Annotated in this window: 11 protein-coding genes; all 11 read left to right on the forward strand. The window is 71.3% G+C overall.

The window, feature by feature from the left end; all coding sequences use genetic code 11:
* Positions 1-16: 16 nt before the first annotated feature.
* The gene (locus AB0B29_RS02730) at positions 17-1,354 is read left to right on the forward strand and encodes an ABC transporter substrate-binding protein (RefSeq protein ID WP_362232990.1); all 1,338 of its coding nucleotides are present in this window, start codon (positions 17-19) and stop codon (positions 1,352-1,354) included.
* A gap of 3 nt (positions 1,355-1,357) precedes the next feature.
* Positions 1,358-2,302, forward strand: a complete 945-nt coding sequence (locus tag AB0B29_RS02735; RefSeq protein ID WP_362232992.1) for a carbohydrate ABC transporter permease — start codon at positions 1,358-1,360, stop codon at positions 2,300-2,302.
* A complete protein-coding gene (locus AB0B29_RS02740) occupies positions 2,299-3,192 on the forward strand; it encodes a carbohydrate ABC transporter permease (RefSeq protein ID WP_362232995.1) in 894 nt (297 codons plus the stop codon). The genes AB0B29_RS02735 and AB0B29_RS02740 overlap by 4 nt, the downstream gene beginning before the upstream one ends.
* A 2-nt stretch (positions 3,193-3,194) precedes the next feature.
* Positions 3,195-4,460, forward strand: coding sequence for a 6-phospho-beta-glucosidase (locus AB0B29_RS02745; protein WP_362232997.1), 1,266 nt, complete (start codon positions 3,195-3,197; stop codon positions 4,458-4,460).
* A complete protein-coding gene (locus AB0B29_RS02750; RefSeq protein ID WP_362232999.1) occupies positions 4,451-5,422 on the forward strand; it encodes an N-acetylglucosamine kinase in 972 nt (323 codons plus the stop codon). The genes AB0B29_RS02745 and AB0B29_RS02750 overlap by 10 nt, the downstream gene beginning before the upstream one ends.
* Positions 5,423-5,676: 254 nt before the next feature.
* On the forward strand, positions 5,677-7,119 hold the full coding sequence (locus AB0B29_RS02755) for a hypothetical protein (RefSeq protein WP_436845770.1): 1,443 nt from the start codon (positions 5,677-5,679) through the stop codon (positions 7,117-7,119).
* Positions 7,120-7,178: 59 nt separating this feature from the next.
* Complete coding sequence (locus AB0B29_RS02760) at positions 7,179-8,168, forward strand: glutamate ABC transporter substrate-binding protein (protein WP_436845783.1); 990 nt, start codon at positions 7,179-7,181, stop codon at positions 8,166-8,168.
* 68 nt (positions 8,169-8,236) lie between these two features.
* A complete protein-coding gene (locus tag AB0B29_RS02765) occupies positions 8,237-9,574 on the forward strand; it encodes a hypothetical protein (RefSeq protein WP_362233004.1) in 1,338 nt (445 codons plus the stop codon).
* A gap of 17 nt (positions 9,575-9,591) precedes the next feature.
* Entirely contained in the window at positions 9,592-12,156 is a 2,565-nt protein-coding gene (locus AB0B29_RS02770) for a serine/threonine-protein kinase (RefSeq protein ID WP_362233007.1), read from the forward strand.
* Between the two features lie 3 nt (positions 12,157-12,159).
* Entirely contained in the window at positions 12,160-13,584 is a 1,425-nt protein-coding gene (locus AB0B29_RS02775; RefSeq protein ID WP_362233009.1) for a PP2C family serine/threonine-protein phosphatase, read from the forward strand.
* Between the two features lie 100 nt (positions 13,585-13,684).
* Positions 13,685-15,031, forward strand: a complete 1,347-nt coding sequence (locus tag AB0B29_RS02780; RefSeq protein WP_362233012.1) for a vWA domain-containing protein — start codon at positions 13,685-13,687, stop codon at positions 15,029-15,031.
* The last annotated feature ends 21 nt before the right edge of the window (positions 15,032-15,052 follow it).

The raw sequence follows: 15,052 nt of genomic DNA on the forward strand, positions 1-15,052 counted from the left end.
CTCAGGGAGCTCTGCCATGCCCGGAACATCCAGAAAAGCGACGTTCGCTCTCGTCGCCTCCGCCTCCCTCGCCCTCCTCGCCACGGCCTGCACCGGCCAGTCGGACGCGGGCGCGAGCGACGACGCGTCCAAGGAGACGACCCTCACCTTCTGGCACGCCTGGAGCGCGCCCTCGGAGGTGAAGGCCGTCAAGGACCTGGTCGCCGGATTCGAGAAGGCGCACCCCAACATCCACGTCGACGTCGTCGGCAACATGACGGACGACAAGATGAACCAGGCCCTGCGCACCGGCGGCGCCAAGGCCCCGGACGTGATCTCGTCGTTCACCACCAACAGCGTCGGGAAGTTCTGCTCCTCGGGCGCGCTGGTGGATCTCAACCCGTTCTTCGAGAAGTCGGGCATCGACCCGCAGCAGACCTTCCCGAAGGCGATGAACGAGTACACCCAGTTCGACGGCGACCGCTGCGCGGTCCCCCTGCTGGGCGACGCCTACGGCCTCTACTACAACAAGACGGCGTTCGAGAAGGCCGGCATCACCGCCCCGCCGAAGACCTGGTCGGAATTCACCAGGGACGCCGAGAAGCTGACGATCCCCCAGGGCGACACCTACAAGCAGCTCGGCTTCATGCCGGACTACCACGGCTGGGAGACCACCACCGAGCACTACCTCGGTCAGTTCTCCCCCACGTACTTCGACAAGGACGGCAAGTCGAACGTCGGCAAGGACCCCGCGTTCGCCCAGGCCTTCACGGTCCAGAAGAAGCTGGTCGACGAACTGGGCGGCTACCGCAAGCTGGAGACCTACCGCTCCACGCTCGGCGACGAGTGGGGCCCCAAGCACCCCTTCCACACCGGCCAGGTCGCCATGCAGCTCGACGGGGAGTGGCGCCTGGGCATGGCCCTGGCCGCCAAGCCGAACTTCGACATCGGCGTCGCCCCGCTGCCCGTCCCCGACGACCGGGCCGACCAGTACGGCAAGGGCTACATCACCGGCACCATCGCCGGGATCGCGGCGACCAGCAAGAAGCAGAACGCCGCCTGGGAGCTGGTGAAGTACATCAGCACGAACACGGACGCGGTGGTGAACTTCTCCAACGCCATCCACAACGTGCCCTCGACGCTGGCGGCCCTGAAGTCCCCGAAGCTGACGTACGACCCGCGCTTCAAGACGTTCCTGGAGATCGCCGCGAACCCGGACTCCACCACGGCCCCCGCCTCCGTCAACGGCGGTGTCTACCTCACCACGATCCAGGAGTTCGGCTACGACTACGAGAGCGGCAAGGCGACCGACCTGAAGAAGGGCCTGCGGGAAACGGCCCGGCAGATCGACACGGACATCGCGCAGGCGAAGTAGGCCATGACCACCCCCACACTGCGGGCGAAACACCGCCGCTCGACCCTGCGCACCCTCGCCTTCCTCTCCCCCTGGCTGATCGGCTTCACGGTCTTCTTCGCCTATCCCCTGCTCTCCACCGTCTACTTCTCCTTCATGCACTACGACGGCTTCAGGCCGCCCGTGTGGAGCGGCACGAAGAACTGGGTGTACGTCTTCGAGCACTACCCCCTCTTCTGGCCCGCCCTGCGCAACACCCTGTGGCTGGTCGTCGTCATGGTCGCGCTCCGGGTCGCCTTCGGCCTGGGCGTGGGCCTGCTCATCACCAGGATCAAGACGGCCACGGGCGTCTTCCGCACCCTCTTCTACCTGCCGTACCTGGCCCCGCCCGTGGCGGCCACGATGGCCTTCGCGTTCCTCCTCAACCCCGGTACGGGCCCGGTCAACTCGCTCCTGGAGAAGGCCGGCCTGCCCACCCCCGGCTGGTTCAACGACCCCACCTGGTCCAAGCCGGCCCTGACCCTGCTGGCCCTGTGGGGCATCGGCGACCTGATGGTCATCTTCATGGCGGCCCTGCTCGACGTGCCGAAGGAGCAGTACGAGGCGGCGGAACTGGACGGAGCGAGCCCCTGGCAGCGCTTGCGCTACGTCACGCTCCCGAACATCTCGCCGATCGTCATGTTCGCGATCGTCACGGGAGTGATCCAGACGATGCAGTACTACGCCCAGCCGCTGATCGCCGGAAAGGTCGCCTCGGGCGTGATCCAGGGCGCGGGAACGCAGTTCGAGCCCGGCTACCCCGACAAGTCGACCCTCACCCTCCCCCAACTCGTCTACAACCTGGGCTTCCAGCGCTTCGACTACGGCTCGGCCTGTGTGGTCGCCCTGGTCCTCTTCGTCCTCTCCATGGCCTTCACGGCCCTCCTGATGCGCCGCCGGGGCGGCCTGATCCAGGCAGGTGAACGATGACGCAGGTACTCGACAAACCTCTGGAGCTGAAGGCACCCCCGTCGCCGGCGGAACGCACGGCCCACCGCAGGGCCCTGCTGGAGTGGATCGCGGTCCACTCCCTCGGCATCGCGGCGGCCCTCTTCTTCACCCTCCCGTTCGTCTTCGTCCTCCTCACCTCCCTCATGAGCGACAGCCAGGCGCTCAGCCGCGACCTGGTCCCGCACACCTGGGAGTGGGGCAACTACGCCAAGGTCTTCGACACCCCCGGCTTCCTCACCTGGTGGAAGAACACCCTGGTCTACGCGGGCCTGGGCACGGTCCTCACGGTCGTCACCTCGATCCCCGTGGCCTACGCCCTGGCCAAGTTCCGCTTCCGGGGCCGCAACCTGGCCCTGATGCTGGTCATCTCGATGATGATGCTGCCGCCGCAGGTGATCGTCATCCCGATGTACCTCTTCTGGGCGAAGCAGCTGGACCTGTCCGGCACGCTCTGGCCGCTGATCATCCCCATGGCGTTCGGCGACGCGTTCTCCGTCTTCCTGCTGCGCCAGTTCCTCACCACGATCCCCGACGAGTACCTGGACGCGGCGCGGGTCGACGGCTGCGGCGAGGTGCGCACCCTCCTCACGGTCGTTCTCCCGATGGCCAGACCGGGCATTGCCGCGGTGGCGCTCTTCCAGTTCTTCTCCGCGTGGAACGACTACTTCGGCCCCCAGATCTACGCCTCGGAGAACCCGGGCGCCTGGACGCTCTCCTACGGCCTGGAGTCGTTCAAGGGCGCACACCACACCGACTGGAACCTCACCATGGCCGCCACCGTGCTGGTCATGGCCCCCGTGATCCTCGTGTTCTTCTTCGCCCAGAAGGCGTTCGTCGAGGGTGTCACGCTCACCGGAGTAAAGGGTTGAACATGAAACTCACCGTGGTCGGCGGAGGCTCGACCTACACCCCCGAACTCGTCGATGGCTTCGCCCGCCTGAGGGACACCCTGCCCGTCGAGGAACTGGTCCTCATGGACCCGGCCCAGGACCGTCTCGACCTGGTCGGGGGCCTGGCGAGGCGCATCTTCACCCGCCAGGACCACGCGGGCCGCATCACCACGACGAACGACCTCGACGAGGCGGTGGACGGCGCGGACGCGGTCCTCCTCCAACTGCGCGTCGGCGGCCAGGCGGCCCGTCAGCAGGACGAGACCTGGCCCCTGGAATGCGGCTGCGTGGGCCAGGAGACCACCGGCGCCGGCGGCCTGGCCAAGGCCCTGCGCACGGTCCCGGTCGTCCTGGACATCGCGGACCGCGTCCGCCGCACCAACCCCCACGCCTGGATCATCGACTTCACGAACCCGGTGGGCATCGTGACCCGTGCCCTGCTCCGGGCGGGCCACAAGGCGGTGGGCCTGTGCAACGTGGCGATCGGCCTGCAGCGCAAGGTCGCGGCCCTGCTGTCCACAGACCCTGCCGCGATCCACCTGGACCACGTGGGCCTGAACCACCTCACCTGGGAGACGGCCGTACGCCTCGGCGGCCCGGAGGGCGAGGACGTCCTGCCGGAACTGCTGGGCGAGCACGGCGACACGATCGCCGCCGACCTCCGTCTGCCCCGCCCCCTGCTGGACACCCTGGGCGTGATCCCCTCCTACTACCTGCGCTACTACTACGCGCACGACGAGGTCGTACGGGAACTGGGAACCAAGCCGTCCCGGGCGGCCGAAGTGGCGGCGATGGAGCGACAACTGCTCACGATGTACGCCGATCCGGCCCTGGACGAAAAGCCGGAGCTGCTCGCCGAGCGGGGCGGTGCCTACTACTCGGAGGCGGCGGTGGACCTCGCGGCGGCCCTGCTGGGCGGCGGCGGTACGCCGTACCAGGTGGTGAACACGTACAACCGGGGCACGCTCCCCTTCCTCCCCGACGACGCGGTGATCGAGGTCCAGGCGGCCGTGGGGGCCAAGGGCGCGTCCCCCCTTCCCGTACAGCCCGTCGACCCGCTCCACGCGGGCCTGATGGCCCACGTCACGGCCTACGAGGACCTGGCCCTCCAGGCCGCCCTGCACGGCGGCAGGGACCGCGTCCTCCGCGCCCTCCTCTGCCACCCCCTCGTCGGCCAGTACGCGTACGCCGAGACGCTCACCGACCGGCTGATCGCACACAACCGGGAGCACCTCGCGTGGGCCTGACCGCACGAGTCCTCGCCATCGACGCGGGCAACAGCAAGACGGACGTCGCGATCGTCACGGCGGACGGGGACGTCCTCGCCACGGCACGCGGAGGCGGATTCCGTCCCCCGGCCGTCGGCGTCGACACGGCGATGGACGCCCTCGCCGAAACGGTGACGAGGGCCCTCACCACCGCCGGACTCCCCTCGGTCACCCACGTCTCGGCATGCCTGGCGAACGCCGACTTCCCCGTGGAGGAGGACCGGTTGGCCACTGCACTGCGGGCACGGGCCTGGGGCACGACGGTGACGGTCCGCAACGACACCTTCGCGATCCTGCGGGCCGGTGTCACCGAACCCCGGGGGGTCGCGGTCGTCTGCGGCGCCGGCATCAACTGCGTGGGCATGCGCCCCGACGGCCGCACCGCCCGCTTCCCGGCACTGGGCAGGATCTCCGGCGACTGGGGCGGCGGCTGGGGCCTGTCCGAGGAGGCCCTCTGGCACGCCTGCCGGGCGGAGGACGGCCGCGGTGCGCCCACCGCCCTGTCCCGCACCCTCCCCGCCCACTTCGGCCTGCCCTCCGTGTACGCCCTCGTCGAACAGCTCCACCTGGAGCACATCCCGACGCTCCGGCGTCACGAACTGACCCCGGTCCTCTTCGCCACGGCCGCCGACGGCGACCCGATCGCCCGCACGATCGTGGAACGCCAGGCGGAGGAGGTGGTCTCCATGGCGGTGGTCGCCCTGACCCGCCTGGACCTCCTGCACGAGCCGACTGCGGTCCTCCTGGGCGGCGGCGTCCTGTCGGCCCGGCACGCCCAACTGAACGACCACATCGAACACTTGCTGACCGACCGCGCGCCCAAGGCGGTCCCCCAGGTGGTGACGGCCAGCCCGGTGCTGGGCGCGGCACTGCTGGGCCTGGACAGGGTGGGCTCGGGCGAGGAGGCACAGGGGCGGTTGCGGCGGTACTACGGCGTGTGAGCAGCAAGGGCGGTTACCGCTGAGGCCGGGTGGGTGCGCAGCCCGGCGCAACGGGGTGCCGCACGCATCCCCACCACCCCACGGGAACCGAACCCACCCTCCGTACGTGTTCCTGGACAGAGGGTGGCGCGCCTCGGGGGGTGGCGCGCCACGCTGCGATCCGATCAAGATCAGGGCAAGGCCGGTGCGGATGTCGGTCCCGGCAGCGATACTTGCGGCGACGGATGACCACGGGGGAGGTCACAGTGACGCACATGCCGAAGAGCAGCCCGCCACCACAAGGCCCTGCCCTGCCCGTCCTGCCGGCGGTCCCGGCACAGGCAGCGCCCCCCGCCCGGCCCCCCGAAAACGCTCCCGCACCCCCGACCCCCCCGACAGCCCCCCGCCGCACCGCGTTCGCCGAGGGCATCGACCAGCTCCGCTCCGCCGCCACCACCGAGCCCGGCCGCCTGCGCATCATCGGCGCCCTGCTGGCCCTCCTCGTCATCGCCTTCGGCGCCGTCACCGCCTGGCAGATGACCGACCGCGCGGCCGCGGCCGACGACGTCCTCACCCGCAGCCAGCCCCTCAGCTCGGACGCCGCCGACATCTACCGCTCCCTCGCGGACGCCAACACCGCAGCCTCCAGCGGCTTCCTCGCCGGCGGCCAGGAATCGGCCGCCACCCGCGACCGCTACGAGCGGGACATCCGCACGGCCGCGGAGAAGCTCGTCAACGCCGCCGCGAACGCCGACCCGGGCTCCCCCTCCACGGCGACGATCGCCAAGCTCAACCGACTCCTCCCGGAGTACAAGGGCCTGGTGGAGCGCGCCCGGACGTACAACCGGCAGGGCTTCCCCGTCGGCGGCGCCTACCTCCGCTACGCCAACGAGAAGATGCAGGAGCAGATGCTCCCGGCGGCGGAGGACCTCTACAAGAAGGAGAACCAGCGCCTCAGCGCGGACTACGCGGCCGCCACGCCCTACCCCTGGGCGGCCATCGCCCTCGGCGTCGCCGCCCTGGCGGCCCTCGCCTGGGCCCAGCACCGCAACTACCGGCGGACGAACAGGGTCCTGAACCACGGCCTGGTGGCCGCCACCGCCACCGCCACGGTCGTCCTCCTCTGGCTGGTCGTCGGCCACACCCTCGCCCGCGCGGGCCTGAACGACTCCTTCGACCACGGCGTCCGCTCCCTGAACGTGCTGCACGACGCGCGCATCGCCTCCCTCAAGGCCCGGGGCAACGAGAATCTCACCCTGGTGGCCCGCGGCGCGGAGACGAAGAAGGTCGGCGACAGGACGTACGACGCCTACGACTACGACTTCGGCACGGACATCAAGGCCCTCGCCACCCACCTGGCGGCAGCCGAGAAGCTCGCCGACGACACGTCGGGCGAGCGCCCCGTCACCGCCGCCGTGGACAACATGCAGGAGTGGAAGAAGCGCCACACCGCGGCCCGTGACGAGGACGAGAACGGCAACTACCAGCAGGCGCTGGAACGGGTCATCGGCACCAAGGACGCGACCGGCGAGTGCTTCGACAGCGTCGACGAGAACCTGCGCACGGCACTCGCGCACGAGGAGACGGAGTTCAAGCGCGCGGCGGGCGACGGCCGTGACGCGCTGACCGGCATGCCGGCGGGTGTGGCCGTACTGGCGGTGCTGGGCGCCGCGGGCGCGGTCGTGGGCATCGGCCGCAGACTGTCGGAGTACCGGTGAACGGGCCAGGGGCGAAGGGAGGAACGACCGTGCGAGACACGCTCAGGGGCTGGGGCGGAGTGACCGCGATGGCAGTCGTCTGCGCCCTGGTGGCGCTGGTGGCCCTGTGCCTGCCGCTCACCACGACCACGAGCACCGCCCGGAACACCACCGCGACCACCTACACCGCCGAGACCGAGGCGAAGAAGGACTGCGAGGCCCCCGAGAAGCAGACGCTCTCCCCTTCCTCCGCCGACGGCGACACCATCCGGAAGATCAAGGACCGCGAGGGCGGGAAGCGCAAACTGGTCGTCGGCGTCGACCAGAACAGCTACCGGTGGGGCTACCGCAATCCCAACAGCGGCGAGGCCGCCGAGCTCGAGGGCTTCGACATCGACCTGGTCCACCGCATCGCCGAGGACATCCTCGGCGACCCGGACGCCGTCCAGTTCAAGGCGATCCCCACCAACCAGCGCATCCCGGCGATCCAGGACGGCAGCGTGGACATGGTCGTCCGCACGATGACGATCAACTGCGACCGCATCCAGGACGTGGCCTTCTCCGCGCCCTACTTCAAGACGGGCCAGCAGGTCCTCGCCCCCAAGTCCTCGCCCGTCAAGGGCTACGACGACACACTCGCGGGCCGCAAGGTCTGCACCGCGGCCGGTTCCACGGCGTACTCCACGCTGGAAGCGGACCAGAAGGCGGGCGAACTGCCCGCCGACACCGACATATCGATCACGGTCCCGAACCAACTCGACTGCCTGGTGCGGCTCCAGCTCGGCGAGGTCGACGCCGTGGTCACCGACGGCGCCCTCGCGGCGAGCCAGGCGGCACAGGATCCGACGGTCGAGCTCAAGGGCGACGCCTTCACTGCCGAGTACTACGGCGTGGCGATGAAGAAGAACGCGGACGACCTGGTACGCCGGGTCAACCAGATCCTGGTCGACTACCGCAAGGACACCGCGAACGGCTGGCAGGCCTCGTACGACCGATGGCTGTCGGCGACTCTGGGCAAGGATGCGAAGAACTCGGAACCACCGGCACCGCAGTACCTCCGCACGAGCTGACGACCGGCACACAGCCGGACCACGACCGAGAACGCCCTGACGGGCACTACCGCAGCGAGAGGTGATCGATGGGCGCCACGGGACCCACCGGGCCGGTGATGGACCGGGACGAGGTGGACCGTGCGCTGGCGCGGCTCGGCGCGGAGCACGAGGCGATCGAGACCTCGCTCCTCGCCCTGCAGGACCACGCGGGCCGCAGACTCCTGGAGGGCGCCGAGCTCACCGGCGTCACCCGGGAGCGCTGGACGTCCACGGAGGCGTCGATCACGCTGCTGTGGACCTACTTCGACGCGTACACCGACGCGCTGCGCTCCGCCCGCGACATCCGCTCGCGCCGCCGCTGGTCAAGCCGCGAGGACCTGGTGGAGCTGACGGAGCTCCTGAACGGCGAATCGGTCACCGTCGCGGGCAGCGCCACGGCCACGGCCAACGCCCCGACGCTGCACTCCGGTCCGACGAAGCTCAGCGAACGCCACTCGCTCGGCACGCTCGTCGACCGGATGAACGAGCTGTACGCGGCGAGCCTGGACATGGTGGTCGCCGCGGACGCGGTCTGGTCGGCGCTGCCGGCCCGGATAGACCTGCTCGCGGCCGAACTCCAGCGCACCCGCCGGCTCGCGCACTCGGTCGGCGTGCGCCCCGGCGAGCACCCGGCCGGTGACGACCTGGAGCGCATCACGCGGGTGCTGACCAAGCTGCGTGAGCAGGTGGTCTCGGACCCGCTGGCGTTCTGGCTGGCCGCGGAGGGCAGTTCGGCGCCGGGCGGCGGCAGACCGGACACGACGGTGTACGACCGCGAGGCCCGCGCCCTGGAGGACGTACGCCGTGAGATCGACGCCGTCCTGGCGGTCCGCCAGGACGCCGAGAAGCGGATCGTGCGGCTGCGGGACATCCTCAGCCGCGCCGACCGCACGCTCGCCGAGGCGCGCACGGCACGCGGCGAGGTCCTGGCGAAGATCGCGGCGACGGAGGTTCCGGTGGTCAGCGGACCGCCGACGGTGCTGCAGGAGCAGTTGGCGGCGGCGGCCGAATACCGCAGGCAGGCGCAGTGGCACCGGCTGTCCCCACTGCTGGAGTCGCTGGAGCAGAAGGCCGAGGACGAACTGCTGCGCGCCCGCGAGTCGTTGACGGAGGTCACCGCCCCCCTGGCGGTCCGTGCCGAGCTGCGCGGCCGTCTCGACGCGTACAAGGCCAAGGTCGCGCGGCACGGCTTCGCCGAGGACACCCTGCTGGTGGAGAGGTACGAGAAGGCGCGCCGCATGCTGTGGAGCGCCCCCTGCGACCTGCGGGCCGCCGAGCAGGCGGTGCTGCGCTTCCAGCACGCGGCCGCGGAACTGCTCGGCGGGGGCCCGCGGCGTCCGGAGCAGGCCGTCCCCGAGGACGACCGGAGGGGGCCGGGCGCATGAGCGACGAGGGGAAGTCCATGAGTCAGGCAGCGCACGAGCCGGCCGGCGCGCCGCCACGCACCTGCCAGCGCCCGGGTTGCGAGGGCACGTACGAGGACGTCGGCGGCGGCGAACTGTACTGCGACACCTGCGGTCTGGCGCCGGTCGTCGCGCCTGGGGGTACCCCCTCCGGGGACGGCATGGTCGGTTCGCCTCCCACCGGCGTCACCGCCGGGGGCCAGGGCGGCTCCCGCGGCTCCGCCGGCAGCGGCAGTTCCCGCTCCAGCGACCGCGGTTCGCGGACGTCGTCCCAGTCGTCGAAGTCCCGCCGCTCGGTGTCGGGGCGCCTGTCGCGGTCGCTGTCGGGCAAGTCGACGGGCCGCTCGGTGTCGGTGCGCAGCTCCGGCTCGGCCGCCGGTTCCGGGTCCCGTGGCCGGCTGGGCGCCGGTCTGGTGCAGGTGCCGCCGATCCCGCGGCCGGACCCGCGCGAGATGGTCCTGGACAACCCCGAGGTGCCCGAGCGGAAGCGGTTCTGCTCGCGCTCCGACTGCGGCGCCCAGGTGGGCCGGGCGCGCGGCGACCGGCCGGGCCGTACGGAGGGCTTCTGCACCAAGTGCGGGCACCCGTACTCGTTCGTGCCGAAGCTGAAGGCCCTGGACGTCGTGCACGGCCAGTACGAGGTGGTCGGCTGCCTGGCGCACGGCGGACTCGGCTGGATCTACCTCGCCGTCGACCGGGCGGTCTCGGACCGCTGGGTGGTCCTCAAGGGCCTGCTGGACACGGGCGACCAGGACGCGATGGCCGCGGCGATCTCCGAGCGGCGCTTCCTCGCGGAGATCGAGCACGCCAACATCGTGCGGATCTACAACTTCGTGGAGCACCTGGACCAGCGCACGGGCTCGCTCGACGGCTACATCGTGATGGAGTACGTCGGCGGCAAGTCGCTCAAGGAGATCGCCAACGCCCGCCGCACCCCGCAGGGCAGACGTGACCCGCTGCCGGTGGAACAGGCCTGCGCGTACGGCATCGAGGCGCTGGAGGCGCTCGGCCACCTGCACAGCCGGAACCTGCTGTACTGCGACTTCAAGGTCGACAACGCCATCCAGACCGAGGACCAGCTCAAGCTGATCGACATGGGCGCGGTGCGCAGGATGGACGACGAGGAGTCGGCCATCTACGGCACGGTCGGCTACCAGGCCCCGGAGGTGGCCGAGGCGGGCCCGTCGGTGGCGAGCGACCTCTACACCGTCGCCCGCACCCTCGCGGTCATGACCTTCGACTTCCAGGGCTACACGAACGTCTACGCCGACTCGCTGCCCGACCCGGACCACATCGAGGTGTTCCGGCAGTACGAGTCGTTCTACCGGCTCCTGGTCCGGGCCACGGATCCCGACCCGGCCCGCCGGTTCGCCTCCGCGCAGGAGATGACCGAGCAGCTGACGGGCGTCCTGCGGGAGGTCGTCTCCCTCCAGACGGGTCGCGCCCGCCCCGCCCTGTCCACGCTGTTCGGTCCGGAACTGCGGGTCACGGACACGGAGTTGTTCCCGCGGCCGGCCGGCGAGGTGTCCCGCCTGGGGGCCCGGGTGCCGGGGTCCCGGGCCCGTGCCGGTGCTCCCGCCGCCTTGCCCGGTCCGCAGCGACCCGGGCCCGTGCACAGCCTCGTCAAGCCCGTCGACACTCCAGCCGCCGCGTTCGCCCTGCCCGTCCCGCGGGTGGACCCGACCGACCCCAACGCCGGTTTCCTGGCCGGCCTGATGACCTCGGCGCCGGGCGAGCTGCTCGGCGCCCTGGCGGCCGCCCCCGCCCCGTCGATCGAGACGCGGCTGAGGCAGATCAGGGCCTGGCTGGAGACCGGCGATCCGACCGCGGCGCTGCAGGCACTGGTCTCGCTGGAGGGTGAGCGGCCCGACGACTGGCGGGTGGTCTGGTACCGGGGCCTGGCCGCCCTGGTGACCGGCGACGACGAGGGAGCCGCCCTCGCCTTCGACGCGATCTACGACGCCTTCCCGGGTGAGATCGCGCCCAAGCTGGCGCTGGGCCTGTGCGCGGAGGTGCTGGGCCAGCTCGACAACGCCGCCGAGTACTACCGGCTGGTGTGGTCGACCGACCCGAGCCATGTGAGCGCCGCGTTCGGCCTGGCGCGCGTCGAGCTGGCGACCGGGGACCGACGTGGCGCCGTACGCACGCTGGAGTCGGTCCCGGAGTCCTCCATCCACTACACGGCCGCCCGGGTGGCGGCCGTGCGCGCGCGGCTGCGGGAGCGCACGGCGAGCGCCTCCGACGCGGCGTTCCTGGGGGATCTGACGGCGGCCGCCGCGCAGGTCGAGGCGCTGGAGGCGTACGGTCTGGATCCGGCGCGGCGCGAGCAGTTGTCGGCCGAAGTCCTCGGTTGCGCGCTGGACTGGGTACTCTCCGGGGGCCAGGGTTCCGCCCCTCCCGCCGCCGGGGGACGGACGCTGCTCGGCAGCGGCCTGGACGAGCGGGGCCTGCGTTTCGGTCTGGAACGCTCGTACCGCACGCTGGCCCGGCTGGCGCGGGGCGGCGAGGAGAGGATCGACCTGGTGGAACGTGCCAACCGTTACCGCCCCCGGACGTGGGTGTAGTTGATGTCGCAGATGCCCCGGCAGGCCGCTCTGTCGAAGTGCCCGAGTTGCGAGGAACCCCTCGAGTCGGGTGACCGTTTCTGCGGCGCGTGCGGATACGACCTGTCCGCCGTGCCGGAACGGCCGCAGGACAGCCCGACCCTCACCATGAACGGCTCGGTGCCCGCCCAGGGCGCTCCTGCCGGTGAGTATCCCGAGCCGCCGTCGGCGCCCCCCGCCGGCACGGCCTGGCCCGCGCCCGGGCCGGACGGCGCGGGTGCCCCGGACGCGGTGCACCTGCCGGCGGACCTGCCGGGCACGGACTCGGGCGGCTCCGCCCTGCCGCCTGGGACACCCCCGCCGCCGAGCGCCCCGCCGGCCGCGGGCGGGGGCGTGCGGTTCGACCGGCCGCAGCAGGCCGACGGATCCGCCGCATCACCGGAGATCTACCAGACACAGCCCGACGAGTACCTCCTCCAGGCACCGGACCCACGGGTGTCCGCCGACCTCGCGGCCCAGGCCGCGGGCGCCGGCGGCAAGGTCTGCGTCGCCTGCCGGGCCGGCCGCGTGGACGACGACGGCTACTGCGAGAACTGCGGCCACGCCCAGCCGCGCGAACGGGACCACATGGAGCAGGAGTCCGGCCCGGTGGCCGCGGTCAGCGACCGCGGCCTGCGCCACCACCGCAACGAGGACGCGTTCGCCATCGGCACCACCGCGCTGCCCGACGGCTCCCCCGCCTCCGTCGCGATCGTCTGCGACGGTGTCTCCTCGGCGACCCGCCCCGACGACGCCTCCGCGGCGGCGTCCAGGGCGGCGGGCGAGACGCTGCTGGCGGCCCTGCCGCGCGGCACCCACCCGCAGCAGGCGATGCACGACGCGATCCTCGCCGCCTCGCGGGCCGTCAACTCACTGGCCGCGGAACCCGCCACGGCCCTCGAGCAGGCCCCTCACCAGAACGCCCCCGCGTGCACCATCGTCGGCGCCGTGGTGACGTCGGGCCTGCTGATCGTCGGCTGGGTCGGCGACAGCCGCGCCTACTGGGTCCCGGTCGACCGCAGCGCTCCCCCCGCCCGGCTCACCGAGGACGACTCCTGGGCCGCCCAGATGGTCGCCGCGGGCCTGATGAACGAGGCGGAGGCCTACGCCGACGAACGCGCCCACGCGATCACTGGCTGGCTGGGCGCGGACGCCTACGAGCTGGAACCGCACACCGCCGCGTTCAAGCCGGACCGGCCCGGCGTGGTGGTGGTCTGCACGGACGGCCTGTGGAACTACGCGGAGGCGGCCGAGGAGATGGCCCGGGTCGTCCCGCTCGACGCGGCCACCCATCCGCTGCACAGCGCCCGGGTGCTCCTCGGCCACGCCCTGGACGGCGGGGGCCACGACAACGTAACAGTGGCGCTCGTGCCGTTCCCGGCCGTGCCCCAGGGGGCAGGATCGGCCTGAGGCCACGTACGCCGGACGCCTCGGCGGACCGGAGGGGACCGGTCCGCCTACCGTCATCACCCCGCCGCGGCGGGGGCTTTGGAGGGGGATCGAAGCAGGCATGGCCAATTTCTCGAAGTCGAACGTGCCCCAGTTCTCGGTGGACGTCTACCAGAACGAGTACCTGCCGGAGGGCGCCGGCGAGGTCAACGCCATCGTCACGGTGACGGCGACCGGCGGCGGCACGATCGGCAGCGCGGTCGCGGCGCCCCACCTCTACTCGCCCGGCCAGGGCCCGTCCGCGGCCGTGGCGATCATGGTCGACTGCTCCGGGTCGATGGACTACCCGCCGACCAAGATGCGCAACGCCCGCGACGCCACGGCAGCCGCGATCGACACGCTGCGCGACGGCGTGCACTTCGCCGTGATCGGTGGGACGCACGTGGCGAAGGAGGTCTACCCGGGCGGTGGGCGCGTCGCGGTCGCCGACGCCACCACCCGAGAGCAGGCCAAGCAGGCGCTGCGCTCGCTCAGCGCGGGCGGTGGCACCGCCATCGGTACCTGGCTGAAACTGGCCGACCGTCTGCTGTCCTCCGTGGACGTCGCGATCCGGCACGGCATCCTGCTCACCGACGGCCGCAACGAGCACGAGTCGCCCCAGGACCTCAAAGCCGCGCTCGACGCGTGCGCCGGGCGCTTCACGTGTGACGCCCGCGGTGTGGGCACCGACTGGGAAGTGAAAGAAGTCACAGGGATCGCTTCCGCCCTGCTCGGCACCGCCGACATCGTCGCCGATCCGGCCGCGCTCGCCGCGGACTTCACGCAGATGATGGAGACGGCGATGGGCAAGGAGGTCGCGGACGTCTCCCTGCGACTGTGGACCCCCGTCGACACGATCGTGAAGTTCGTCAAGCAGGTCGCGCCGACGGTCGAGGACCTGACCGGCCGGCGCACCGAGGCGAGTCCCCGTGCCGGCGACTACCCCCTTGGTTCCTGGGGGGACGAGTCGCGTGACTACCACGTCTGCATCGAGGTCCCGGTCGCGAACATCGGGCGGGAGATGCTGGCGGGCCGGATCTCACTGGTCATTCCGCAGCCCGACGGAAGCGTCCAGAACCTCGGCGCACAGGGCCTCGTGCGGGCCGTGTGGACGGACGACATGGTCGCCTCGACGTCGATCAACCCTCAGGTCGCCCACTACACCGGGCAGGCCGAACTGGCACAAGTCATCCAACAAGGGCTGGATCTTCGCAAGTCAGGCGATATGGATGGCGCAACGGCCAAACTGGGCCGGGCCGTTCAGCTCGCGAGTGCCTCGGGGAACGCCGATACTGCGAAACTGCTTGCGAAGGTGGTGGACGTGGTCGATGCCGCGACCGGTACTGTGCGACTGAAGGCGAAGGTCGCGGAGGCAGACGAGATGACGCTCGAAACCCGTTCCACCAAGACCGTTCGCGTCAAGAAGTGACCTAGAAGAGATCGAAGGAGG

The organism is Streptomyces tibetensis, assembly GCF_040647715.1.
GTDB lineage: Bacteria > Actinomycetota > Actinomycetes > Streptomycetales > Streptomycetaceae > Streptomyces > Streptomyces tibetensis_A.

Bases quoted from the DNA above. Each gene is read 5' to 3' on its own strand.
- AB0B29_RS02765 (WP_362233004.1), top strand. From the start codon at position 8,237: ATGGGCGCCACGGGACCCACCGGGCCGGTGATGGACCGGGACGAGGTG.
- AB0B29_RS02780 (WP_362233012.1), top strand. From the start codon at position 13,685: ATGGCCAATTTCTCGAAGTCGAACGTGCCCCAGTTCTCGGTGGACGTC.
- AB0B29_RS02735 (WP_362232992.1), top strand. From the start codon at position 1,358: ATGACCACCCCCACACTGCGGGCGAAACACCGCCGCTCGACCCTGCGC.
- AB0B29_RS02745 (WP_362232997.1), top strand. From the start codon at position 3,195: ATGAAACTCACCGTGGTCGGCGGAGGCTCGACCTACACCCCCGAACTC.
- AB0B29_RS02740 (WP_362232995.1), top strand. From the start codon at position 2,299: ATGACGCAGGTACTCGACAAACCTCTGGAGCTGAAGGCACCCCCGTCG.
- AB0B29_RS02755 (WP_436845770.1), top strand. From the start codon at position 5,677: ATGCCGAAGAGCAGCCCGCCACCACAAGGCCCTGCCCTGCCCGTCCTG.
- AB0B29_RS02770 (WP_362233007.1), top strand. From the start codon at position 9,592: ATGAGTCAGGCAGCGCACGAGCCGGCCGGCGCGCCGCCACGCACCTGC.
- AB0B29_RS02730 (WP_362232990.1), top strand. From the start codon at position 17: ATGCCCGGAACATCCAGAAAAGCGACGTTCGCTCTCGTCGCCTCCGCC.
- AB0B29_RS02775 (WP_362233009.1), top strand. From the start codon at position 12,160: ATGTCGCAGATGCCCCGGCAGGCCGCTCTGTCGAAGTGCCCGAGTTGC.